This window comes from Streptomyces sp. NPDC033178 (assembly GCF_055577685.1).
Map to the genome: position 1 here is coordinate 284,658 of NZ_JBVIPT010000006.1, position 21,916 is coordinate 306,573.

At 68.0% G+C, this 21,916-nt stretch carries 27 protein-coding genes; 15 read left to right on the plus strand and 12 right to left on the minus strand.

Features of this window, described 5'->3' with window-relative positions; genetic code table 11:
- The first annotated feature begins 14 nt into the window (after positions 1–14).
- The 11 genes from ACZ5VQ_RS17425 to ACZ5VQ_RS17475 all read left to right on the plus strand — a co-directional run bounded on the left by ACZ5VQ_RS17425 (position 15) and on the right by ACZ5VQ_RS17475 (position 11,399).
- Positions 15–3,698: a hypothetical protein gene (locus ACZ5VQ_RS17425; RefSeq protein WP_469105620.1), complete on the plus strand. Its 3,684-nt coding sequence runs from the start codon at positions 15–17 to the stop codon at positions 3,696–3,698.
- The gene (locus ACZ5VQ_RS17430) at positions 3,698–7,540 is read left to right on the plus strand and encodes a hypothetical protein (protein ID WP_469105621.1); all 3,843 of its coding nucleotides are present in this window, start codon (positions 3,698–3,700) and stop codon (positions 7,538–7,540) included. Before ACZ5VQ_RS17425 ends, ACZ5VQ_RS17430 begins: the two co-directional genes overlap by 1 nt.
- Before the next feature lie 9 nt (positions 7,541–7,549).
- Entirely contained in the window at positions 7,550–8,089 is a 540-nt protein-coding gene (locus ACZ5VQ_RS17435; RefSeq protein WP_469105622.1) for a hypothetical protein, read from the plus strand.
- Positions 8,090–8,099: 10 nt separating this feature from the next.
- Positions 8,100–8,360 carry a hypothetical protein gene (locus tag ACZ5VQ_RS17440; RefSeq protein WP_469105623.1) on the plus strand — a complete coding sequence of 87 codons (261 nt, stop codon included), beginning with the start codon at positions 8,100–8,102 and terminating at the stop codon, positions 8,358–8,360.
- Positions 8,360–8,791 (plus strand): hypothetical protein, encoded by a 432-nt coding sequence (locus ACZ5VQ_RS17445; protein WP_469105624.1) that lies wholly within the window; start codon positions 8,360–8,362, stop codon positions 8,789–8,791. Before ACZ5VQ_RS17440 ends, ACZ5VQ_RS17445 begins: the two co-directional genes overlap by 1 nt.
- A gap of 12 nt (positions 8,792–8,803) precedes the next feature.
- Entirely contained in the window at positions 8,804–9,040 is a 237-nt protein-coding gene (locus tag ACZ5VQ_RS17450) for a hypothetical protein (protein ID WP_469105625.1), read from the plus strand.
- A complete protein-coding gene (locus ACZ5VQ_RS17455) occupies positions 9,040–9,852 on the plus strand; it encodes a peptidoglycan-binding protein (protein ID WP_469105626.1) in 813 nt (270 codons plus the stop codon). Before ACZ5VQ_RS17450 ends, ACZ5VQ_RS17455 begins: the two co-directional genes overlap by 1 nt.
- A gap of 24 nt (positions 9,853–9,876) precedes the next feature.
- Positions 9,877–10,248: a hypothetical protein gene (locus tag ACZ5VQ_RS17460; RefSeq protein WP_469105627.1), complete on the plus strand. Its 372-nt coding sequence runs from the start codon at positions 9,877–9,879 to the stop codon at positions 10,246–10,248.
- A 12-nt stretch (positions 10,249–10,260) separates the two neighbouring features.
- A complete protein-coding gene (locus ACZ5VQ_RS17465) occupies positions 10,261–10,695 on the plus strand; it encodes a hypothetical protein (RefSeq protein WP_469105628.1) in 435 nt (144 codons plus the stop codon).
- A complete protein-coding gene (locus tag ACZ5VQ_RS17470; RefSeq protein WP_469105629.1) occupies positions 10,692–11,021 on the plus strand; it encodes a hypothetical protein in 330 nt (109 codons plus the stop codon). Before ACZ5VQ_RS17465 ends, ACZ5VQ_RS17470 begins: the two co-directional genes overlap by 4 nt.
- A 75-nt stretch (positions 11,022–11,096) precedes the next feature.
- Positions 11,097–11,399: a hypothetical protein gene (locus tag ACZ5VQ_RS17475; RefSeq protein WP_469105630.1), complete on the plus strand. Its 303-nt coding sequence runs from the start codon at positions 11,097–11,099 to the stop codon at positions 11,397–11,399.
- A 1-nt stretch (position 11,400) separates the two neighbouring features.
- Here the strand turns inward: ACZ5VQ_RS17475 and ACZ5VQ_RS17480 are convergent, their stop codons facing one another.
- The gene (locus tag ACZ5VQ_RS17480; protein ID WP_469105631.1) at positions 11,401–11,541 is read right to left on the minus strand and encodes a hypothetical protein; all 141 of its coding nucleotides are present in this window, start codon (positions 11,539–11,541) and stop codon (positions 11,401–11,403) included.
- Positions 11,542–11,740: 199 nt separating this feature from the next.
- Here ACZ5VQ_RS17480 and ACZ5VQ_RS17485 point away from each other — a divergent pair, with 199 nt between their 5' ends.
- From ACZ5VQ_RS17485 to ACZ5VQ_RS17495, 3 genes are all read left to right on the plus strand, one after another.
- Entirely contained in the window at positions 11,741–12,991 is a 1,251-nt protein-coding gene (locus ACZ5VQ_RS17485; protein ID WP_469105632.1) for a helix-turn-helix domain-containing protein, read from the plus strand.
- A 96-nt stretch (positions 12,992–13,087) separates the two neighbouring features.
- Positions 13,088–13,471 carry a hypothetical protein gene (locus ACZ5VQ_RS17490; RefSeq protein WP_469105633.1) on the plus strand — a complete coding sequence of 128 codons (384 nt, stop codon included), beginning with the start codon at positions 13,088–13,090 and terminating at the stop codon, positions 13,469–13,471.
- A complete protein-coding gene (locus tag ACZ5VQ_RS17495) occupies positions 13,468–13,689 on the plus strand; it encodes a hypothetical protein (RefSeq protein WP_469105634.1) in 222 nt (73 codons plus the stop codon). The genes ACZ5VQ_RS17490 and ACZ5VQ_RS17495 overlap by 4 nt, the downstream gene beginning before the upstream one ends.
- A gap of 300 nt (positions 13,690–13,989) precedes the next feature.
- Here ACZ5VQ_RS17495 and ACZ5VQ_RS17500 read toward each other — a convergent pair whose 3' ends face one another.
- Positions 13,990–14,241 carry a helix-turn-helix transcriptional regulator gene (locus ACZ5VQ_RS17500; RefSeq protein ID WP_469105635.1) on the minus strand — a complete coding sequence of 84 codons (252 nt, stop codon included), beginning with the start codon at positions 14,239–14,241 and terminating at the stop codon, positions 13,990–13,992.
- A gap of 1,149 nt (positions 14,242–15,390) precedes the next feature.
- Here ACZ5VQ_RS17500 and ACZ5VQ_RS17505 point away from each other — a divergent pair.
- Positions 15,391–15,624, plus strand: a complete 234-nt coding sequence (locus ACZ5VQ_RS17505; protein WP_469105636.1) for a helix-turn-helix domain-containing protein — start codon at positions 15,391–15,393, stop codon at positions 15,622–15,624.
- A gap of 78 nt (positions 15,625–15,702) precedes the next feature.
- Here the strand turns inward: ACZ5VQ_RS17505 and ACZ5VQ_RS17510 are convergent, their stop codons facing one another.
- The 10 genes from ACZ5VQ_RS17510 to ACZ5VQ_RS17555 form a co-directional block, all read right to left on the minus strand.
- Positions 15,703–16,113, minus strand: a complete 411-nt coding sequence (locus ACZ5VQ_RS17510) for a hypothetical protein (RefSeq protein ID WP_469105637.1) — start codon at positions 16,111–16,113, stop codon at positions 15,703–15,705.
- On the minus strand, positions 16,110–16,571 hold the full coding sequence (locus tag ACZ5VQ_RS17515; protein ID WP_469105638.1) for a hypothetical protein: 462 nt from the start codon (positions 16,569–16,571) through the stop codon (positions 16,110–16,112). The genes ACZ5VQ_RS17510 and ACZ5VQ_RS17515 overlap by 4 nt, the downstream gene beginning before the upstream one ends.
- 87 nt (positions 16,572–16,658) lie before the next feature.
- The gene (locus ACZ5VQ_RS17520) at positions 16,659–17,501 is read right to left on the minus strand and encodes a helix-turn-helix domain-containing protein (RefSeq protein WP_469105639.1); all 843 of its coding nucleotides are present in this window, start codon (positions 17,499–17,501) and stop codon (positions 16,659–16,661) included.
- Positions 17,498–18,238, minus strand: a complete 741-nt coding sequence (locus ACZ5VQ_RS17525) for a DUF6879 family protein (protein WP_469105640.1) — start codon at positions 18,236–18,238, stop codon at positions 17,498–17,500. The genes ACZ5VQ_RS17520 and ACZ5VQ_RS17525 overlap by 4 nt, the downstream gene beginning before the upstream one ends.
- Positions 18,239–18,409: 171 nt before the next feature.
- Positions 18,410–18,658: a hypothetical protein gene (locus tag ACZ5VQ_RS17530; protein ID WP_469105641.1), complete on the minus strand. Its 249-nt coding sequence runs from the start codon at positions 18,656–18,658 to the stop codon at positions 18,410–18,412.
- Positions 18,658–18,909, minus strand: a complete 252-nt coding sequence (locus ACZ5VQ_RS17535) for a hypothetical protein (protein WP_469105642.1) — start codon at positions 18,907–18,909, stop codon at positions 18,658–18,660. The genes ACZ5VQ_RS17530 and ACZ5VQ_RS17535 overlap by 1 nt, the downstream gene beginning before the upstream one ends.
- Before the next feature lie 3 nt (positions 18,910–18,912).
- A complete protein-coding gene (locus ACZ5VQ_RS17540; RefSeq protein WP_469105643.1) occupies positions 18,913–19,740 on the minus strand; it encodes an N-acetylmuramoyl-L-alanine amidase in 828 nt (275 codons plus the stop codon).
- Positions 19,740–19,967 (minus strand): hypothetical protein, encoded by a 228-nt coding sequence (locus ACZ5VQ_RS17545; protein ID WP_469105644.1) that lies wholly within the window; start codon positions 19,965–19,967, stop codon positions 19,740–19,742. Before ACZ5VQ_RS17545 ends, ACZ5VQ_RS17540 begins: the two co-directional genes overlap by 1 nt.
- A 66-nt stretch (positions 19,968–20,033) precedes the next feature.
- On the minus strand, positions 20,034–20,285 hold the full coding sequence (locus ACZ5VQ_RS17550) for a hypothetical protein (RefSeq protein ID WP_469105645.1): 252 nt from the start codon (positions 20,283–20,285) through the stop codon (positions 20,034–20,036).
- A gap of 18 nt (positions 20,286–20,303) precedes the next feature.
- A complete protein-coding gene (locus ACZ5VQ_RS17555) occupies positions 20,304–21,911 on the minus strand; it encodes a right-handed parallel beta-helix repeat-containing protein (protein WP_469105646.1) in 1,608 nt (535 codons plus the stop codon).
- Positions 21,912–21,916: the final 5 nt, after the last annotated feature.

The window sequence follows — 21,916 nt, forward strand, 5'->3', positions numbered from 1 at the left end:
GGAGGTGACACCCCGTGGCTGGAGACGACGTAACCATCGTCATCACAGCGAACAACGGCCAAGCCGTCCGCGCGATTCGCGACACCAGCGGGCAACTGCGGGACATGCGGGGCCGGTTCGTCGCCGAGGGCAACGCCATGTCCGGGGCGATGAACCGCGTCTCCAGATCGACCGACGGCGCGAAGACATCAATGTCCGCACTCAAAGGGTCGATCATCCCTCTCGCCGCCGCCGCTGCACCGCTGGCTGCGTCGTTCGCTCCGATCGCGGCGAAGGCCGGCGGGGCGGCCCTGGCTGTGGGCGTGTTCGGTGCCGCGGTGGCCGGGCAGATCTCCAGCCTGTCGGAGGCTGTCTCGGCGCAGAAGAAGTACGAAGACGCGGTCGTCAAGTCGGGGCGCGGCTCGAAGCAGGCGGCCGACGCACAGCTTGCTACGGCGCAGTCGCTGGCGGCGATGCCGTATGGCACCGCGAAGGCCGCCGTCGGCTTCCAGATGCTGACGGGTGACTTCCAGGCCTGGTCCGATGAGATCTCCGGCTTCACGATGAAGCCGGTCGAGAAGTCCTTCGCTGTGATGCGGCAGGTGATCCCGCAGCTGACGCCGATGGCCACCGGTGCGGCGGATCAGCTGAACCGGCTGGTGAACGTTGCGGGCGGCGCGGTGGCGTCCCCTGGGTTCGATGCTCTGTCGGAGAAGGTGTCGGCGTTCGCGAACGAGTCGTTGGCGAAAGCCGTCACCGGCATCATCAACTTCTCGGACGCTCTCGCCTCGGGCGAGGCGGACGGCCCCATCAAGGCGTTCATGGACTACGCCGAGCAGAACGGGCCCGCGCTCCGGGAGACCTTGTCGTCGGTCGGTGATGCGGTGACCACCCTCGCCGAGGGAGCCGCGGACGCGGGCCCGGGCATGCTGACGCTGGTGAACGCGGCGGCCGGTCTGGTGGCTGCGCTGCCGCCGGAGCTGGTGACCGTGCTGATGCAGACCGCGGTCGGGCTGAAGGCGGTATCGATGGCCGGCGCCGCGGTGGCTGCGGTGACATCGTCTCGGGCCGCGGCGAATCTGTCGGGGTTCGTGCGTTCCGCCCAGTTCGGCGGGGTGGGTCCGGCGATTGCGGGCGTGACGCAGCGGATGTCGACGTTGCAGAAGGTCGGCGGTTCGCTCGGCGTCCTGGGTGCGGTGGCGCTGGGTATCAACGAGCTGGCGAAGAAGGCTCGGGGCGCGCCCCCGGATGTCGACAAACTGACGGACTCGTTGAAGGAGTTGTCGGCGTCAGGCAGGTGGTCGGGCGAGCTGAAGAACACGTTCGGCGACATGGACGGGTTCGTCGACAAGCTCGGCAAGCTGAAGTCCGAGTCGGACGGCATGGAGAAGGCGAAGCCCTTCCTCGCGTTCACCGGGTTGGGCGCGTTCGCTGACACGGCCGTGACGAAGATCGATGACCTGGTGCGCGGGTCCGAGTCGCTCGGCGCGACGAAGGACGACTTCAAGAGCTTCGACGAGGCCTTCGCTTCCATGGCGAAGGCCGGCTACGGGGACCAGGCCGCCGACCAGTTCGAGACGTTCAAGAAGGCGGCGCTCGACTCGGGCATGTCGCTGAAGGACTTCAAGAGCGCCTTCCCCGAATACCAGTCGGCGGTGGCCGGGCTGAAGGCGGAGCAGGAGCTCACAGCCCAGTCGATGGGCATCTTCGGGCAGGCGTCACTGGATACGTCGGCGAAGCTGGAAGCGCAGCAGAAGTCCGCGGACGGTCTGCGCGCGAGCATCCTCGCGTTGAACGACGTCAACCGCAGCGCGCACGACGCGCAGACCCAGTTCGAGGGAGCGCTGGACGGTCTGACGGAATCGTTCAAGGAGCACGGCGCCACCCTGAACGCCGACACCGAGGCGGGCCGCGCGAACCGTGACGCGATGTCGGCGGCCGCTGCGGCGCAGGACGAGTTGCTCTCGTCGGGGATCGCGGCTGGTGACTCTCTCGCCTCGATGACTGGCAAGTCGGAGAAGCTCCGCGGCGAGATGATGCTGCTTGCGACGGAAGCCTTCGGGGGAAACAAGCAGGCGGCGACGGAGTACGTCAACACGCTGCTCGGGGTGCCGTCCGAGGTCAAGACGCTCATCAAGGCGGAGAAGGAAGAGGCGATCTCCGGGCTGCACGATGTGCAGTCGGCGATCGAGAAGACGCCGGGCTCGAAGTCCATCAAGGTCGACGCGCTGAACGGTGCGGCGATCGCTGCGCTGGAAGCGGTGGGTCTGAAGACCAAGCGGCTCCCCGACGGCCGCACGCAGGTGTTCACCGCGAACGGGCAGTCCCTCGGGAGTATCGGCGCCGTGTCGTCGGCGCTGGCCCGGCTGAACGGCAGGACCGCCAGCACCTACGTGACCACGTACTACTCGTACAAGGGCAAGAACATTGCGGGCCTGTCCGCGGGCCGGATGGCGACCGGTGGCGTGGTGCGGGGGCCGGGTACGGACACTTCAGACTCGGTGCCGATCATGGCGTCCAACGATGAGTTCATCGTCAACGCGAAGGCCTCCCGCCAGAACCGCGCGCTGCTGGAGGCGATCAACGAGGGTCGGCTGCCCCGCTTCGCCAAGGGCGGCTCGGTGTCGAAGTCGGAGCGGGACGCCAGGAAGGATCTGTCCGGGTTCACTTCGCTGTCCTACTTCGGCCGGAACGCGGGCTTCAAGAACAACGAGTTCATCAAGGGCGCGACCCAGGCTGACAGCGTCAGCGCCTTGGTCAGCACGATGAATCAGATGTCCAGCCTGATCAAGCGCTCCAGCCACGGGGGTGCGGAAGCGAAGGCGCTGCGCGCGATCGGCGCGGACGGCAGCGGCAACCCGCTGTTCAGGTACCAGCGGAATCTTGAGTCGGTCAACAAGAGCTTGGAGAAGGCCAAGGACAAGCTCGACAAGCTGAAGGACTCGGCGGCGTCGCTGTCGAGTTCGGTGAAGTCGGGGATCCTCTCCGGCGCGAACATCACCAAGGGTGCGGGCGCCGAGGGCCAGGTCACCATCAACACCCTGATGTCGCAGATGCAGGGCAGCGCGGGCCACGCGAAGCAGTTCTCCGGGATGCTCACCAGCCTGAAGAAGAAGGGCCTGTCCGGGGATCTGATCGCGCAGATCGGCGAGGCCGGTATCGACGGCGGGGGCATGGAGACCGCGGCCGCGATCCTGGGCGGCGGCTCCAGCGAGATCAAGAAGCTGAACGAGCTGCAGAAGCAGATCGGTTCGTACGCCACCGCGGCAGGCAAGACCACCGCCGACGCCATGTACGGGGCGGGCATCAAGGCGGCCGAGGGTTTGGTGTCGGGTCTGCAGAAGAAGCAGGACTCGATCGAGAAGCAGATGATGAAGATCGCCAAGAGCATGGAGAAGGCGATCAAGAAGGCGCTCGGTATCAAGTCGCCGTCGACGGTGATGGAGGAGGTCGGCGACTACACCGCGGAGGGCTTCGCGGTGGGCATCGAGAAGAACCGCTCCGTGCAGCCTGCGTGGGCGTCGATGCTCAACGCGCCGCGCGGCGGGACGATGGCCGCCAAGAGGTCCGACGCCGTGGCGGGTGGGATGCAGCCGGTGGTCGTACACCAGACGATCACTCTGGACGGCCGGGTTGTCGCGCAGCAGATCTTTGACCCATTCCGGGGCGAAGTGAGCAAGCGCGGCGGGCTGCGGGCATCGTTCGGAGGCGTGGACTGATGGCGTTCCCCGAGACGATCCTCCCGATCCAGGTCGACATCAGCCTGGACGGCGCCACGTGGACGGACATCACCTCCGACGTGCGCCGCGAGCAGCGGGTCCGCATCACGCGCGGCCGCTCCGAATGGGGGCAGCAAGTCGACTTCGGCCGCTGCAGCTTCGCGCTGACCAACACGGGCGGCAAGTACACGCCACGGCGCCCTGAGTCGCCGTACTACGGGCAGATCGGGCGCAATACCCCGGTCCGGATCTCGGTCCTGTCGGGGTCGGTCGCAGCTCTGGTGCCGGGCGCGACGGGCGACTTCATCTCCACCCCCGACACCGGCGTCCTGGACATCACCGGGGATCTTGATGTCCGCTTCGACGGGACGCTCGCGAACTGGGTGCTGGCCGACTACTCGATCATCGAGGGCGGGTTCGTCGTATCCAGCCGCACCGAGCTGATCGGCAAGTCGGCATTGGGGCAACGGTCGTGGAGCCTGTACGTCCACGAAGGCAACCTGATGTTGGAGTGGTCGACAGACGGTTCCACGCAGATCACCCAGGAATCCACCGAGCCCCTCCCGGTCCCGGCGTCCGGGCGGCTCGCCGTGCGGGCGACGCTGGATGTGAACAACGGGTTCGGCGGCTACGACGTCGAGTTCTTCACGTCGGACTCCATCGACGGCGTGTGGGCGAAGCTCGGCGAGACCGTCACCGGCGCAGGCGCCACGAGCATCTTCTCCGGGTCGGCACCGGTACGCATCGCCGACTCGACGTCCACGGTGTACACCGAGGCGATCGGCTACGTCCACGCCGCCGAGATCCGCACCGGGATCGGCGATGTGGGCACGGTTGTGGCCGACCCGCGCTTCAGCGAGCAGGCGTCGGGGACCACGAGCTTCGCCGATGACGCGGGACGCACCTGGACCGTCGCGGGCCAGACGGAAATCAGCAGCAGGAAAATCCGCTTCGTCGGAGAGATCACCTCCTGGCCGTCCCGGTGGGAGACCGGCGGCTTCGACGTCGTCGCCGAGGTCGAAGCATCCGGGCTGCTCCGGCGCCTCGGCAAGGGCGCGGTCCCCGCCAAGTCCCCCGTGGTCAGAGAGTTCACCGCCCCGTCACGGACCAGCATCGTCGGCTACTGGCCGATGGAGGACGAGGCAGAAGCAACCGAACTCGCCTCCGCGATCTCCGGCCATCCGGGGCTGCGGATCACGGGCACAGTGACGCCGGCCGCCTACTCAGACTGGGTGGCATCGGCGCCCCTGCCGGAGATCGGTACGGGATCGCTGCGGGTCAACATGCCGTCGTACAGCGCGACGACGGCCATGTTCATGCGGTTCTTCGTCGCGGTGCCCGCTGCCGGGGTGGTGTCCACGCAGCGGCTGATCTCCTTCACCACGACGGGCACGGCCCGCACATGGTCCCTGTATGTGACAACGTCCGGCGGCCTGGAGCTGGAGGCCTACGACGCCGACGGGACAACCGTCCTCAACCCGGGCCCCGTCGCGTTCGCCGTCAACGAGGAGAAGAAGAGCCTTGGTATCGAGCTCACCCAGTCCGGCGCCGACATCGAATGGGACGTGTTCAGCCTGGACTTGGACGACAGCACCCTGGACTCGGCGTCCGGGGTGTCGACCGGGGCGACCCTGAGCGGCTACACGTTCGGCACGGTCACACAGATCAGGTTGGGCGAAGACGGCGCGATGAACGGGACGGCTGTCGGGCATCTGGCGGTGGCCAACGCGAGCACGGCGTTCGGTAGCACGCTGGGTCCGCTGATCGGCTGGGACGGCGAGATCGCCGCCAGCAGAATCCACCGTCTCGGCTTCGAGGAGGGCTTCCACTCGTACGCCACCCGCATCGGCGACGAACGCATGGGCGTCCAGACCCGGGCCGCGATCCTCGATCTGCTGCGGCAGGCGGAGGGCGTCGACGAGGGCATCCTGTGCGAGCAGCGTGACCTCCTCGGCCTGCGCTACGTGCAGCGCCGGTCGCTGTACAACCAGCTCCCCGACTTGGTCCTCGACTACACCGGCAAGGGTCTCGTCACCCCGTTGGACCCGGAAGAGGACGATCAGAGCCTCACCAACGACGTCACCGTGCAACGCTCCGGCGGCAGCTCCGCGCGGCTGACCCTCGACGAGGGACCGCTGTCGACGCAGGCGCCACCAAGCGGCGTGGGGTTGTACGACACGTCGCACACACTGTCCCTGTACGACGACACTCAGCCGCCGTTCCATGCGGGCTGGAAACTCCACCTCGGGACGTGGGACGAACTCCGCTTCCCGGTGGTGTCGGTGAACCTGGCCGCGGCCCCCGAGCTGATTGATGATGCGGCGTCCGTCGACATCGGCTCCCGGATGCAGATCACGAACCCGCCGGTCTGGCTGCCGCCGGACACCCTCGACCTGATGGTGCAGGGCTACACGGAAGTCTTCGACCAGACGTCGTGGTCGCTCGCGTTCAACTGCACGCCGGCCGGACCGTACTCGGTGGCGTTCGAGGGTGACGGGATCTATGACCGGGCGGATACGGACGGCTCAGAGTTGGCGGAGGATCTCACGTCGACGGAGACGCCCGTCGATGTGATGGTGACCGAGGGCCCGGTGTGGGTGACGGCCCCGGCACCGCTCAACTCCAACACCAGCTTCGAGACGGACACGACAGGCTGGTCCGGGTTCGGGTCGACGATCGAGCGCGTGCCGATCCCAGGCAACCCGAAGTTCATCGGCAAGTGGGCGCTGGAGATCACCCCGGACGGGGTGGAGCAGTACCCCAACGCGGGCGGCGACCAAGTCCCGGTCACGGTAGGCCAGCAGTACACGCTGTCGGGCTGGCTGCGCTGCGCCACCTCTCGGACGGTGGCGTTGAACATCAACTGGTTCGACGGGGCGGGCTACTTGGCCACGTCGTCGAATGATGAGCACGTCATCAAGCACGAGTGGACATACTTCGAGGTCACGGCGACGGCGCCGGTGGGCGCGGTGACAGCGAACCCTGCACCCACCGTGCCCGATTTCCCTCCGTCCACCGACGTGCTGTGGGTGACCCACGCCATGATCCGCCCGGAAGGCGGCAGCCCGGAGGAGTTCCCCTTCGACATCCGTGTCGGCGGCGAGGTGCAGCGGGTCATCGGTGTCGAGTCCGCCGCCCTGGATACGTTCACCCGTACCGCTAGCGCGTCCACGTGGGGCACTCCCACGAGGGGTAGCGCGTGGGTCAACACGGGCGGTGTCGCTGCCGATCACTACACGACGGGTACTGAGGGAGCTCACCGGCTCACCGCTGTGGATGTGGCCCGCCTGGATCTGACGGCGATCTCCGGCACGGATGCGCTGCTGCAGGCGGATATTGCAACGGCGGCTCTGGCGACGGGCGGCCCGCAGCTTGTGTCGCTGGTGGCGCGGGCGGTGGACGGCGACAACTGCTACATGGCGCAACTGTCCATCAGCACGGCGCAGGTCATCACACTGTCCATCCGTAAGCGGGCGGCCGGCGTGGAGTCGGAGCTCGGCTCGTACACGACCAGGCTCACCCACTCGGCGTTCGCCTTCTTCCGGCTGCAGTTCCAGGCGATCGGCTCGGATCACAAGGCGCGGGTGTGGCCGGTGGCTGGGCTAGCGCCGGACTGGCAGATCGAAGTGTCGGAGGGCGCGCTGGTCTCCGGCTCGAATGTGGGCTGCCGGTCGGTGCGGCAGACCGCGAACACCAACGCGAACTTGATCGTGTCGTGGGACAACTTCGAGCTGCTGTCCCCGCAGACGTTCACAGTGATCCGCTCCATCAACGGGGTCACGAAAACCCATTCGGCCGGCGCGGACCTGCGGCTGGCGTACCCGGCGTACCCGCCGCTGTAAGGAGGACTCGTGGCTGTTGAGACATGGCGCGCCGGGATGAGGATCACGGCCGCGCGGCTCGGGGCGATCACACCGCAGTGGGCTGCGTGGACCCCGGTGTGGACGACGTCGACCGGATTGAACACGCCGTCGTTCGGTAACGCCACGTTGGACTGTTCGTACTGCCGGACCGGGGATCTGGTGGTGGGCCGCTTCGAAATCATCTTCGGGTCGACGACGAACTTCGGTGCCGCGCCGACCTCGTCCGACAACTGGCGGTTCTCCCTCCCCGTGACAGGCGCCTCCATCCAGACGTCGATCGGGACTGCGGAACTCCTCAAGTCCACAGACAAGCGACACACCGCGCGTGTGCGCATGACGACCACGGGCGTCTTCGAGCTGGAGCTTTCAGCGGGCGCACCGGACGGCCTCAACACGACCGCGGACGGGGCGGTCGGCGGCGGAAAGGGCCTGGTCGACAGCCTCGGCCCGTGGTCTGCGGGCGCCGGATCGACGACGTGGGCGTCCGGCTACGCGATCCGCGGAACGTTCACCTACCAGGGCGCATAAGGGAGCACACATGGCACTCGTTGTCGATAACAGGGAGTCGGTCCAGTACGACGGGACCAACGGCGCGCACGTCGCTGAAGAGTTCCTGAGCTGCACGCTCACCTCCGATGACGGCACGGAGATGGTGTTCCTGTCCGGTGACGGGGAGCAGGTCCGGGTTCCGCTGCACCACTACGTGATCAGGTCCCGGCCGGGTGCGCGGTCCGGCTCTGTGTATGCCCCGGACAACTATGCGCAGACCTTCCACGAGATCCCTGCGGGAGGGGCGTGATGGCGACGCAGTGCAAGCTCTACCGCGGCAACGCGCCGCAACTGGTCCCGCCGAACACGTGGACGCTGCTCACCTTCGAGAAGACCATCCGCAACGACCGCGGAATGCAGCGCGCCCTCTCCCTGATCATGCCGCCGTTCGGAGGGGACTACATCTGGTCCCGCAACATCCGATGGGCGGCCATCGCCATACCGGACGGCGACACCCGGCAGCGGCAGTTCATGAGCCGCTTCATCCGCGACCCGCACGGCGACCGCGACGACACCGGAGCCGCCGACCACATCGCAACCCCAGGCCGCAGCTGGGAAACCACCAGCTGGCTGTTCTCCGGCGAGGCCAACGAACCGGTCGGCGTCGAGGTGTGGCACGACCACACCGAGCCCTGGGCTGTCGAGCATGCCCAGTTCGCTGGCATGACCTGGGACTACTGAGAGGACTTGACCATGAGTGATCCGTACAGCGGACGGCACCCCGGTACCTCGCATGTCGCGAAGTACTTCAGCTACGCGCACCTGCCCGCGCATTTGCAGGAGGTGTCGCGCCCGTTCCAGGAGCTGGCCGACGTGATGATCCAGGCGCTGCCGGACGGGCCGGAGCTGACGGCCGGGCTGCGGAAGCTGCTGGAGGCGAAGGACTGCATGGTCCGGGCCGCCCTCGACGCGCAGCCGGAGCGTGTGTGATGAAGCTCGTCACCAGAGCCACGCTCGGCTGGCCCACGTCGGCCGCCCCGAAGCAGGCGACCGCGAAGGGCGTGAAGGTCCACTACGAGGGCACCACCGTCAGCACCAGCCTGCTCACCGACCACAACTCATGCCTCGCCCTGTGGAAGGCGATACGCAAGGCACACCTGGCCAACACGAAGGAGAACTACTCCGACGTCGCCTACAACTACGCTGCCTGCCCCCACGGGTACCTGTTGGAGGGCCGCGGTATCGGCCGGCGTACGGGGGCGAACGGCAACGCGGCGCTGAACGTGGGCCATTACGCGATCCTCGGGCTGCTCGGCTCGAAGGGGCTGACGGAGCCGAACGCGGCGATGCTCGGGGCGATCCGGGACGGTATCGACCTGCTGCGCGCGAACGGCGCCGGGTCGGAGATCAAGGGGCACCGCGACGGGTACGCCACCGCCTGCCCGGGCGGCCCGCTGTATGCGTGGGTGCAGAAGGGCGCCCCTCGGCCGGGCGGCACCGAGCCGAAGCCTGGCGCAACCACCCCGCCGCCGAAGTTCGAGCCGTTCCCGGGTGTCAGCTTCTTCATGGCCGGGACGCAGCCCGCGCTCGGCAAGAGGAGCGCGGTGTTCACGCAGATGGGCAAGCGGCTGGTCGCGAAGGGCTTCGACGAGTACTACACGGTCGGCCCGGGCCCGACGCTCGGCCAGGCCGACGTGCGCGCGTATGAGGCGTTCCAGCGGTCGCTCGGCTACTCGGGTGCGGATGCCAAGTGGCCGCCCGGCAAAACCTCCTGGGACAAGCTCCAGGTCCCCAACGTCTGACCCCTCAGGAAGAACGGAATCATCATGCGCATCTTCGGCAGAGAGCCCGCGACAATCCTCGCGTTCCTCGCTCTCACCCTCAAGCTCAGCTCCGCCTACGGCCTCGACGTCAACGCCGAACAGCAGGCCCTCATCATGGCGTTCCTGGCCTGCATCGTCGCGGTCGCCGAGGCGTTCATCCTCAAGACCGGTGCCGCGTTCGCCGCGCTCGTGAACCTCGGCCACGGCGGCCTCGCCCTGTTCCTCGGGTTCGGGCTGGACATGAACGCGGAGACGCAGGCCCTGTGGATGCTCGTCATCGAGGGCGGTCTGGCTCTGTTCGTGATCCGTCCGCAGGTGACGGCTCCGATCGCCGCGATGAAGCTGGAGCAGTCCAGCGTCGTCAAGGCGGCCTAGGTGCGCGGGCGGGTGGCCCGCTGGTTCAGCGGGCACCCCGGCCGCCGCGGCAGCTTCCTCGTCTTCATGGGCGTCGGCAAAGTCTGCTGGGGGGTCGGCCTCATCGTCGAACCGCCCGCCACCGACGGGCTTCGCCTGCTGACCCAGTTCGCGCCGTTGCACTGCTGGGCGCTGGTGTGGATCGCGGCGGGGTCGACGGCGTTCGCGTCGGCGTGGCTGCGGTTCGGCCGGGACCGGTGGGGTTTTGTGGCCGCGTCGGTGCCGCCCGCCTTGTGGGCGTTCGCGTATGGGTGGGCGGGGCTGGTGGACGGCTATGCGCGTGGGCTGTGGATTTTCGGTTGGTACATCACGAGTCACTGCGGGGTGATCTGGTGTGCGTCTCGTGTGCCGCCGGAGGACGGGTCACTTGATCTGCATGGCCGGGTGGTTGAGGGGAGACCCGGGTGAACGGTTGGCTGGGTGTGGCTGGGGCTGTGGTTGCGGTGCTGGGGACGGTCACGACGGGGTGGTTTACGTACCGGGGTGGTAAGGCTGCGGCTGCGATTCAGGCGGCTCCTGCGGCGAAGGCTCAGGAGTTTGCGGTGTTGCAGGCGACGGTGAACCGGGTGGACGAGGAGAACGGGAAGTTGCGCGATCGGCAGTCGCGGTTGGAGGCGGTGGTGCGGGCGTTTGCGTGGACGGCGGATCGGTGGGCGCGGCAGATGCATCAGGCGGGGATTGAGCCGGATCCGCCGCATCCTTTGGTGGAGGAGTACAACCGAACTGGAGTGTGAGCTGCCCCCGTCGTCTGCTCTTCGGAGCAGGCGGCGGGGGCCGTTTTCTTATGTCCGGGCGCGTACGCTCGCACTGTGAGCAGCGACCGTATCGTCCTCGACGCCGACCGGGTCATCGCGTTGCACGCCGCGTTCGAGAAGCGCGACGAATACATCCGCGCAGAGGACCTCCACCTCCAGCCTGACGGCGGCGAGTTGGTGCCGCTGCCCGGCTGCCCCGAGTGCGGCGGTCCGGCGGAGAACGTGATGTCGTCGCTGTACGACGAGCGGTTCGAGATGGACGTTGATCCGTGCGGGCACCGTTTCACCACTCCGGCGCCGATCATGGTGGTGTCGTCGGGGGATGGGTGGCGGCGCGAGGAGGAGTGGCTGCCGTAGGTCAGGCCGCTTCGCTGAGCTCGGCCCGTACCGCCGCAGCCCACTCCGCGTACAGCCGGTCCAGCCGCTCCCGCGCCTCGCCGACGAGCTGCACGCGCGGGTCTCCGCGGTCTCCCCACAGCGCACGGATTTCCTCGTTCACGACGGCAGCAGACCGCACGCTGCCGCAAGGCGAAGAGGAGGGGGACATGCTCTGAGTCTATCGAGCAGGACCCCGCATCACTCATGGGCCCCGCACGGAAAAGACCCCCACGGACCGCAATCCGTAAGGGTCTTCCCAAGCACACCCACCGGCCGGACGGCGTACCGTTCCAGATGACGAGTCAGGAACGGAGACCAGTATGCCCCACCCCACCGACACAACAGGAGACCTCCCCGGTAGCCGCATCAAGGACTACCGGCTCGCACGAGGACTCACCCAAGAACAACTCGCCGACCGTGCAGCCCTCAGCCTCGCAGTCGTGAAGAAACTGGAGCGCGGCGGGAAAGGCCAGCTCGACACGTACCACGCACTCGCTCGCGCCCTCCGCGTGAAGACCTCCGCCCTGTTCGAGCCGGGCGCCCCGCACGCCACCACCCGAGGCGACACGGACAAGGTCGACCTGATGCCGCTCCGGCAGGCCATCACCCCACCCATGACCGTGGGCGGGCGTCTCCTTTCGGGCGACATGGTCGAGCCCGAGCCCGACCTGAAGAACCTTCGCACCACCGCGAAGGCATTGGCCACCTCCTACTACGGCGACGACTACGGGCGCATCTCCCAGTTCCTGCCCGCTCTCGTCACCTCAGCCCGCTTCGCCGTCGACCACTACGACCACGGCCCCCACCACACCGAGGCACTGCAACTCCGGTCGGATGTTCTCCAGACCGCCGGCCGGTACCTCACGCAGGTCCGCGCGTACGACCTTGCGCACGCCGCCCTTCGGGATGCGCTGCTGGATGCTGCGGCGGCCGGCGACCGGGAACGGGCGAGTGCCGCCGTCTACCTTCAGGGCTGGCTGCTGATGCGGCAGGGGCGCCTCGACGAGGCGGAGCGGATCGCGCTCGCGACCGCCGACGATGTCGAGCCGCGGATCTCTCGGGCGTCACGCGGGGAGCTGGGGGTGTGGGGCCGTCTGCTGATCCGCGCCTCGTCGGCTGCCGCCCGCAACAACAAGCCGCGTGAGGCGCGGGAGATGCTGCGCCTGGCCCGGACCGCGGGGGCTGCGCTCGGCGGTGGGGTGGCCGCGTACCCGTACGGGTGGGGTCGCTTCGACTGGTCGACGGTCGCGTTCCAGGCGGTGGAGAACCAGGTGGTGGCCGGGCAGCCCAGGCGGGTGCTTGGCCTGTCGGAGCGGCTGTCCGGCTCGGGTGCTACGGCGACGGCGAACACGTGGAACCGGCACCGGCTGGATGTGGCGCAGGCTCATGTGGCGTTGCGTCAGGGGGATGAGGCGACGGCGGTGCTTGCGGAGATGCATGCTCAGGCGCCTGAGTGGCTGCGGCATCAGCGGATGGCGGCTGGGACGTTCGAGCAGTCGCTTCGGGTGTCGGGCCGTCGCCGCCTGACTGGTCAGCAGCGGGAGTTGGCGCAGTTCTTCGGCGTGGCGTAGGGGATACGTTCCGTAGCTGTCCGCGTGTTGGGGGTTCGTGAACGGCTACGGGGCATGACTGTTGAGGGGGTGCTGCTGCTCCGTAGCGTCGCGGGTGTGAGACGGATCACCACGACCGCGGAGGCGTTGGGTATGGCACCGAGCAGCACGGAGAACCCGCTCGCGTTACTCCCCTTGCCCGGCCTCGCGGACCTTTCCGAGGAGCAGGTGCGTGGTACGGCCTGCGTGTGGTGCAACACCCCGGTCAGTACGGCTACGGCGGTGGATCTCGGGGAGCGGCGTATCCGGCTGCTGGACGGGGCGATCAGCATGTTCCCGCGGGCATGCCACCCGTGCGTGGGCGGGCAGATCACAGATGCCGCGGCCCAGCACGCGGGCACGTGCGAGCAGTGCGTCGACGACGTTGATGCCCCCTCCGACACCGCCGTCTGCGACACCGCTCGTGTGCTGCGCCGCCTGGTCCTGGAGCACAGCCGATGAGCCTGCTGATACTGCGACCCCACCCACGCCCGCGCACTGAGGCCGTCACCCGCTTCTGGGCCACGCTGGGAGAGTTCCTCGACCACGGCGTCGGCTGCACGCTGTGCCGGGCCGGGCGCACCGGCGAGTGCCCGGTGGGGGCCGTGTTGGAGGCCGCGCATACGGAGGCCCGGAAGCTGCAGTATGCGGGGACCGGCGGCCCGTCGATACGCCATTGAGGCTCCCGGTGCCGGTGTTTCGTTCCCCCGAGCCGGTGCGGGAAGGAGCGGCCGCCCTGCCACGAGTGGGGCGGCCGCTCGTCACCGTACGAGGTCTGCGAGCGGGGCGCCGGTATCCGGGCTGAGGGTCGCCTTCGTTACCGCTGGTTCGATGGCCAGAGCCTCGACGGAGGGCGAGAAATTCACACAGGGCACACTGGACCCGCGCAGATATATGCAGCGGGCATGCTTTCGCTCCGGCCCGTTCCCCTGTTGACTCATGTTCAGTTGCGCGGCCCAGACCCCGCCCCGCTCCAGGTTTCACCCATGGAAGAGGTCTGTCACATGCACATGCAAGGCATGGGCGATGAGCAGAAGATCCGAGAACTGCGGGTCCCTTCGGGCGTTCTCGTAGCGCTGGATGGAGCGGCGCTCCATACCGGCGAGGTGTGCGAGCTGTTCCTGTGAGAGCTCTGCCTGTCGTCTCAGGTCGGCGATGCGGTGACCTAGGGCCACTCGTCGGTCGTTGACCCAGTCGGGTCTGGGATTGCGGCGGGCTGGCACTCCCCACACGCTTCGATGTTGGCGATCTTGTGTCAGTACCCAAGTGGTCGCCGGTCGGTCAATATTGATCTCCAGCCCTGCGGCTTCGAGACATATGCCGCAGGGCTGGGATAGCGTGGCCCGATCGAACATTCGTTCACCCGAACGGGTGAGTGACACCTACACGCTTCATCCGTTGAACTTGATGAGACCCCCCGCACCCATTACGTGCCGGGCTCCTGGTCGGGTGGCCCCCCTCGCAGGACCCGGCACTGAGCGCCCCTCGGTCGCTTCGGCGACCGGGGGCGTGCTCAATCTGGGGTGTGGCCTGCATCGATGGGCGTGCCGGATGGGAGCGGGATGGGAGTGGATCACAAGCATTGAAGCGACGTCAACCGACCTGAACGGGCGCCAGGGGTCCCGGACCGTCAAGTCCCCCCGCAGGTCAACGCACTGCACCCACCCCCACCAGGCACCCCGCAAGCCCTGAGTCTGCACTTACAAGGCGGATGTCGGCGGTTCGAAACCGTCCGCGCCCACCAGGCCTAAGTAGCAGGTCAACGGCTTAAAACGGCCCCCCGGAGTGATCTCCGAGGGGCCGTCCGCGTGATCAGAGTCCACAAAAAGTCCACAACCCCCAGCGATCTTGCACTTCCGATCACTCGAATGGGTGACTGAACTGCCCATACAAGCCACTTAGAGTTCCCAGCAGGACGAGGACGGCGCAGCTCCCCAATGCGCGCCAGACACAGGCTCGTCGTCACCTGCGGTGTCCGGGCGGGGAGGCCCGGCCTGCGGGCGACGACCCCCGCCGAAAGGATCGGCGGGGGTCGTCTGAGGCAAACGTAGACCGCCCCACCCCGGCAAGGGGGTGGGGCGGCTTGCTCTGACCAAGTCAGAGCGATGGATGACACATCGCGGCGGACACAGGTACACCACGCGCATCATCCTGCCCGCAACCGGTCGAACCGGAGCGGGCGTTCGAGCTGGGGGGTGGCATGTGCCTGGAGCATGGGCCCCCAGCTTGCTTAGGCGGGCACCGCGGCTTCAACGCGGCACGGCGGGGACCACACAGACGAGTCCGGCGATCGCTCACGCTTGCGGTGACATATCCATGATCACATAAAGCCTGGTGACACCAGGCTGACTAATAATCGCGCAGGTCAGAGCGTTTGTCGAGTGTCCAGCGACCTGACCGAAGACCCATGGCTCCACGACCGGCAGCGCATCGGCAGGGCAATCCGAGACGCGCGAATGTCCCAAAACCTCACCCAAGAGGTCGTCTTCCTCGCCATCCCGATGAACCGCAGCTACTACCAGGACATTGAGGCCGGCGATGGCAACCCGACGCTCGACACCCTGTTGGCGATCGCCTCCGCCATCGGCGTGCCCCTCGCCGACCTCGTGAGGTGACGGGTGGCCGCCCCACTCGTGGGCTAGGGCGGCCACCCTTCTCGCTGCCAGCTGCGGACGGGCCGACGGCGAGAGCTTTCAGGTGCGCGTGCCCACCGCGAGGGTGTCGCAGCCGGACAGCTGGACCACCGCCCGCAGGACGATCGCAAGGCGCCGGTCGTCGATCTCCAGCACCCGGGCGAGACTCGTCTGGTGCGGGCCTGCGATCGACAGCACGAGGTCGAGGAACGCACGCTCCCCCTCGTCGAGACCCAGGGTGTACAGGCGCTTCCCGAACCGCTCCCAGTCGCAGCCCATCCGACCCTTAGGGGTCTTCACGACCAGCGCCATACGGACGCGTTCCCGCCTCAGGATGATTTCCTCATCGACGAGCGCGCGCACGGCAGCCTTGTCACGCGGGTTGGCGGCCGAAGCCAGCAGCAGTGCCCCGAGCGATGGCGCGTCCTCCTCGTCGATGGTGTGAACGTCGGTCTCTTTGGTCGTCGTCATCCGAATGCCTCCGCATAGGGTCGAAACCCGCCCGGGCCGAACGCCGCGCCGAGCAGGGTGGGATCGGTCAACCGGCCGGACCCGTCGGGGCGCTCCATCCACACGCGGCCTCGTACCGGGAACAGCGCAGGCGGGCACCTCAGCGCCCAGCCGACCGGGTACACGGTCAGCTGGGGGACGTCGTCGAGCTCGTCTTCGAGATCGGGCGGCAGGAGCCACCAGGCCGTCGACTGGGTGACGTCCGCGAGGACCGGTCCGACGCAGTGGTGGCCGATGCGCTTCACCGCGTCCATCGACCCGGCGAGCGGCGCCTCGGCGACCCGCCAGTGAGTACCGGTCGGGATCGATGCGAGGTCGTCCGCGTCCCACGCTTCCTGCGCGAGGGCGGGGTGTTCGGCGCAGGAGAGGAGCCATTCCTGTCCTGCCTGCCTGAGCGAGAGGGCGGGCTGTGTGGCCATGACCAGCACGCTAGGCAACACGATTGCGCCCTCAGTGATCGATTGCGCGCGATTGCGCACGTGGCTCCACGGCTTGCCACGGATTGCTCACGTGAGGTCGAGAGCGGCCCTTGCCCGGGCGATCAGATGGCGGGCCCGGGTGTCGTAGGCGGCAGACTCTGAGAGCCATTCCCACGCCCGCTCGTACAAGGCGATGGAGTCCGAGTCGTCGAGCCACATCTCCGTGCTGATCGTCTCGACGATCACGAGGCGGCGGTCGTAGATCCAGAAGCTGTGCGACGGAGCGCGCCGCAGTGGCGCCGACAGAGGGAGGACCCCGAGCTCCACCGTGTCCAAGCCGATCACCGAGGACAGCCGGTCCAGTTGCCCGGCCAGCACATCGGGCGGGCACGTCTGCACGTACAGAGCCGCCTCCCACACGAGGAACCGGAAGCGCCGGCCCGGCTCGTACAAGGCTTCCTGCCGCCGGACGCGAGAACGCACCGCATCCTCTGTGTCCCGAGGGCTCTCCCTGAACTCTGCGGCGCCCTTGAAGACGTACCGCGCGTACTCGGCCGTCTGCAACAGCCCCGGGACCCGGGCCACGTCCAGGGCACGGATCTCCCGAGTGGCTGCGGTCTCCGAGATTGCGATCTCCTGCCGGGCCTGGTGCCCCGCCGAGAGTGTCCGCCGCCACGACCGGTACTTCTGCTCCATCCCAGACACTCGGCCGCGCAGCTCGGCCGCCACCTCCGGACGACCGACGCCCTCGGCCCACGCCGTCACATCCGCGAGGGTCGGGCTCTGCTTGCCGGTCTGCAACCGTGAGACCTTCGACGGCTGCCAGCCGAGCAGAGCCGCCAAATCCTTGCCCTCTATGCCGGCCTCGACGCGCAGCTCACGCAGCCGCGCGCCGAGGGCCTCTCTGGCGGTCTGGTAGTCGGTCGTCACACGGTGGAACGTACCCCTCGCTGGAACTCTTCGGTACGCACGGCGTAGTGCCAGGCGGCATCCCGAGCCTGGCAGGCGGCGAGGACCTCGGCCGGGTCCTCCGTGACGTACACGCCGAGCGTCGCGTTGTCCTCGTCGAAAGCGAATCGGGCGATGATCCGGGAGTCGAACAGCCAGAAGTCGTAGTCCGGCAGCCGCAGTTCCTGCGCCTGTGTGCGCGTGAGGTGACGGATGTCTTCCCCCGCAGCGACGTTGCCGAGACCCGTCGCGAGGAGGAATCGCTGCCCGTCGGTCGGCGGCTCATCGACGAGCCGCACGCGCTCGAACCGCCTGCCCGCCTCTGTCTGTGCGCGGACGTTGGCATGCCACGGGCTGTCAGGGTTGAAGCCGAACGGCTCCCCGTTCTCGAACCGCGGCCAGTTGGCGCTACTGAGGTCGGACGCGTAGCCGCTGCGCGTCTCCAACCGCCAGGCCGTGTGGCGGAACTCTCGGAACAGGTGAGAGATCGAGGAGAACGGTTGAAGCTGCGAGGCCTGCTCCCTCGGGGCGTAGCGGCTGAGCAGGCTACGCGGCACGCGGACGAAGGTCTCCGACTCCTTGACGTCCCGCAGTTGGACGAGGTGCTGGGGGTCGGTCTCGCGCTTGCCCTGTACGAGGATCTCGTCTGTGCCTTCGACCTCGTACAGGGTGGGGCAGTCGCCTTCCTCGCTGGTCGTTCCAAGGAACCTGAGCGTCACGGTGCCCTCCATCTACGGTGGTTGGAGATCCAGGATGCGACGCGTCGAGCGACTTCGCTGGAGGATTGCCGCCGATTGCCAAGATGGGCGCGTGATTGATGATTGCGCGCAATTGGGCATGACGAAAGGCCCCCTCCCGGCCCCGAAGGGCCGAGAGGGGGCACAACCGATTCAGCGAGCCAACAGAGCGAACAACCCCGTACCAGCGCCGATCGTTCCGGCGAGCGCTGCAATCGTCGGCAGGGGCCAGCGGCCTCGTTCCAAGGCCCGGATACGGGACTCGTGATCCGTGATCGTCTGCCCTTGGGAGGCCAGACCATCGATCTTCGAGTCCATACGGGTCACAGCGTCGTGCAGGGATCTCATCTCCTGATACATCTGCGCAGAGCTGATGTAGACGCCGGCGTCCGGCGTCGCCATCAAACCCCCTTGGCCAGCGACGCCGAGTTCGTCACGTCCCGCCACCGCGCGACGAGGCCCTTCGCCAGCGCGAGGACCGCACCGACTCCGCCGGCCCCCGCGGCGTACCACATCGAGCCGTCGAGCGGCTGTGTGACGACGATGCCCGCGATGCCCGCCTGGAGGAACGTCGTGAGGACGCGCTCCAGGAGGTCTCGGCCGTAGGTGCCCGCGGTCTTCACCACGGTCTCGGTCGAAGGAAAGGTGCTCATGGATCAGTCCTTTACGTCGAAGCCGCGGCGCTTGCCGAGCTTGGTGAGTGAGGCCTTGCCGGGTAGGCCGTCGGCGTCCTTGCCGAGCCAGCCGCAGCGCATCTGCCACAGGCCGTAGGCGGCCTTCGTGGCGGTGCCGAAGTGCCCGTCGGCGAGGGACTTCGCGAGGAGCCCCTCCTGGACGAGGGCGTCCTCGACGACCTTCACGCCCGGGTACGAGACAGGGGTGCCGGCCTTCGGAGGGTCCGCCTTCGCCGCGGCGAGGAGCTTCGACAGGTCGACGACCGGCCGCCCTGTACTGGGCTTCGGCTCCGCGGGCTTCCCGCCCGGACGGGGCGCACCCTTCTTGACCCACGCGTAGACCACAGCGCCCGGGCACGTGGTGGCGTAACCGTCCTTGTGCCCGCCGAGCCAGTCACCCGCCGGCCCGTCCTCCCGGCAGTGCTCGATCGCGTCGCGGGCGCCGTGCAGCTGCGCGTCGGTGGGCTTCGTCAGCTCTTCCGAGCCAACCATCAACAGCACCGCGTAGTCCTGCTCGTTCAGCGAGGTCGAGCCGTTCGCCGAGTTGCGGCGCTTCAGGCCGCGGCCCTCGTACACGTAGCCGTGGGTGCAGACGACGAAGCTGTAGCCGATGTCCGACCAGCCGTTGCCGTCCATGTGATCTGCCTGGATCTGCCGCACGTAGTCGTCGCACCGGTCGTGCGTCCGGTCGGTGTAGGCGGTGCCGAGGTAGTGGAGCTTCACGCCACGGCGGGCCCGGCTGTACGTCGTCGCACCGTTCGGTCTGCGGTAGGCGCGCGCTCCCCACGCGGCGCGGGTGACGAGCTTCATCAGCCCTCCTTGGGCATCTTGTCCAGGGCCGCCCGTACCGCCGCGTCCTTGGACTCCAGGAGCTTGCGGAGGGCCACGGTCAGCTCCGGCCCTTCCAGGTACTCCTCCTCGACGAGCGCCCACGCAAGGGCGTGGAAGCGGCTCGACACGCCGCGCAGCAAAGGCGGCAGGTGGCTGTACTCGAAGTACCGGAGAATGCCGCTCACGCTCGGGTGGGGTGTGGACATGGATGCCTCCAGGGCATGAAGAAAGCCCCGGCCGGACGGCGCGGGGCGGACGAGAGGACGCGGCGGTCAGTCCTCCGGGGGAACGATGCGCAGCGGACGGATCACGACCGTCGTGTTCCGGGACGTTGGGTCGTGGTGGCCCGCCATCTCCACGAGCGCCCCGTTCGGCGCTCCGGCCTCGGTCGGCCACGCGGCCAGTTCGGCGAGCACGAACGCGCGTACTGCCTCGAACTGCTCGGTGTCGCCCTGGTTGTCGGCCGCCGTGACCTGCTCGACGACGTCCTCGATCAGACCCTCGGCGTGCACGCTGAAACTCATGAACCCTCCACAGGGCGGTCAGGAAAGGTCGGTGGCCGTGGTGGTCGGCGCATCGGAGAGGTCGTCCATGTTGGCGCCCGTCCAACTGCCCCGCCAGTCGTTGCCGTAGCGGGCGATCGCGTCGCAGGTGTTCGTCGCACTGAACCCGTTGATGGCCTCGTTGCCGGAGCCGAAGCCGCGGCACTTGTTGCCCGACAGGCTCACCGAGTTCACGGCCGTCGACAGGCGGACCGCGTAGTAGGTGGCGTTGGTGACGCGGCCCGGGCCCTTCACGAAGTTCCCGCGGACCTGGATGTCCTGGCCGGCCTGGATCAGCATGCCGTTCTGGTCGGGGAACATGATCTGGTTGGCGCTGATCGTCATCTGGGTGCAGGTCACCGCGGTGATGCCGTGTCCGCCCGCCCACGTGACCTGGTTGGCGTCCACGATGACCCGGGAGCAGTTCTCCATCGAGATGCCCGTACCCGCGCTGTTGGCGACCGCGTTACCGGTGACCGAGGACCGCTCGACCTGCTGGAGGCGGATGCCGTTCTGCGCCGTCGTCGAGCCGTCGATCGAGTTGCCCGCGATCGTGAGGTTCAGGACCTGCCCAGTGGTCTCCCCGAGCGCGACGATCGGCTCGTCGTAGCCAGCGCCGGACCGGAAGGTGTTGCCGACCACGGACAGGTTCCGCATCGACTGCGACGCGCTGGTCTGAGTGCCGTCCGGGAGCTTCGTGTCCTCGGTGTCCGCGGCGATCACCGTGCGGAGCCGCACCCCGGAGCCGCAGGACACGAACGTGTTGCCCGTGATCGTGGCGTCTTCCCAGTTGTACGCGGACACCGCGTACTGCAGGGTGCCCTCGAACGAGCAGTCCGAGATGCGGATCCGCCGGTGGTACTTGGTGATCGTCGCGGAGTGGGAGCCGATACCGCGCGGCCACGCCGTCGTACCGGCCGTACCCGAGGCGCCGAAGTGGCAGCCGGTCACGAGAACGTCCTCGCACGGGGTGTGGTCGTAGGGGCCGAACCCTCCGAACACGCCGACACTCTTGGCGAGGTCGAGTTGTACGGCCTCGGAGAAGTCGCGGCCGCCGGGGTCGACGTAGCCGCGGAACTGGCAGCCGGAGATCGTCCCGTGCGTGGTGCTGTTGAGCTCGATGCCGTGGAAACCCGGGACATCGCGGATCTCCAGGTCGCGGATGACGATGTCGGTGGCGTGCCCGATCGAGATGCACATCGCCGACGCCGTCAGGCCCGCGGTCGTCCCGCGCATGTTCCACAGGCCGCCCTCGATGACGATCCGGGAATGCCCCGTGTAGCCGCCCAGGTCCTGGCCTGCGTCCCCGTTGATGAGCATCGTCCCGGCGTGGTTGCGGCGGAGCTCCGCGCCCGCCATAAGGGTGAGCCTGGTGTTGTCGTAGGTCCGCAGGGTGGCCCCGGTCAGGTACACGCCGGGCGGGATCACTACTTGCGCGCCACCCAGGTCCCGGGCGATGTTCAGCGCTTCCTGGATCCCCGAGTCCGCGTTCGCCGTTCCGGAGGGATCGGCACCGTAGTTGGTCACGAGCAGCGATGCGGCCTGTTGCATCGCAGCCAGGCGCTCGGCCGTAATGTCCATGCCGGGCAGCCACACAGGCGTAGCCATGCTCC

What these genes read in the sequence shown, in the direction of transcription:
- ACZ5VQ_RS17430 (WP_469105621.1), top strand. Translation starts at nt 3,698, where the DNA reads ATGGCGTTCCCCGAGACGATCCTCCCGATCCAGGTCGACATCAGCCTG.
- ACZ5VQ_RS17440 (WP_469105623.1), top strand. Translation starts at nt 8,100, where the DNA reads ATGGCACTCGTTGTCGATAACAGGGAGTCGGTCCAGTACGACGGGACC.
- ACZ5VQ_RS17445 (WP_469105624.1), top strand. Translation starts at nt 8,360, where the DNA reads ATGGCGACGCAGTGCAAGCTCTACCGCGGCAACGCGCCGCAACTGGTC.
- ACZ5VQ_RS17450 (WP_469105625.1), top strand. Translation starts at nt 8,804, where the DNA reads ATGAGTGATCCGTACAGCGGACGGCACCCCGGTACCTCGCATGTCGCG.
- ACZ5VQ_RS17455 (WP_469105626.1), top strand. Translation starts at nt 9,040, where the DNA reads ATGAAGCTCGTCACCAGAGCCACGCTCGGCTGGCCCACGTCGGCCGCC.
- ACZ5VQ_RS17460 (WP_469105627.1), top strand. Translation starts at nt 9,877, where the DNA reads ATGCGCATCTTCGGCAGAGAGCCCGCGACAATCCTCGCGTTCCTCGCT.
- ACZ5VQ_RS17485 (WP_469105632.1), top strand. Translation starts at nt 11,741, where the DNA reads ATGCCCCACCCCACCGACACAACAGGAGACCTCCCCGGTAGCCGCATC.
- ACZ5VQ_RS17495 (WP_469105634.1), top strand. Translation starts at nt 13,468, where the DNA reads ATGAGCCTGCTGATACTGCGACCCCACCCACGCCCGCGCACTGAGGCC.
- ACZ5VQ_RS17510 (WP_469105637.1), bottom strand. Translation starts at nt 16,113, where the DNA reads ATGACGACGACCAAAGAGACCGACGTTCACACCATCGACGAGGAGGAC.
- ACZ5VQ_RS17515 (WP_469105638.1), bottom strand. Translation starts at nt 16,571, where the DNA reads ATGGCCACACAGCCCGCCCTCTCGCTCAGGCAGGCAGGACAGGAATGG.
- ACZ5VQ_RS17530 (WP_469105641.1), bottom strand. Translation starts at nt 18,658, where the DNA reads ATGGCGACGCCGGACGCCGGCGTCTACATCAGCTCTGCGCAGATGTAT.
- ACZ5VQ_RS17535 (WP_469105642.1), bottom strand. Translation starts at nt 18,909, where the DNA reads ATGAGCACCTTTCCTTCGACCGAGACCGTGGTGAAGACCGCGGGCACC.
- ACZ5VQ_RS17540 (WP_469105643.1), bottom strand. Translation starts at nt 19,740, where the DNA reads ATGAAGCTCGTCACCCGCGCCGCGTGGGGAGCGCGCGCCTACCGCAGA.
- ACZ5VQ_RS17545 (WP_469105644.1), bottom strand. Translation starts at nt 19,967, where the DNA reads ATGTCCACACCCCACCCGAGCGTGAGCGGCATTCTCCGGTACTTCGAG.
- ACZ5VQ_RS17550 (WP_469105645.1), bottom strand. Translation starts at nt 20,285, where the DNA reads ATGAGTTTCAGCGTGCACGCCGAGGGTCTGATCGAGGACGTCGTCGAG.
- ACZ5VQ_RS17555 (WP_469105646.1), bottom strand. Translation starts at nt 21,911, where the DNA reads ATGGCTACGCCTGTGTGGCTGCCCGGCATGGACATTACGGCCGAGCGC.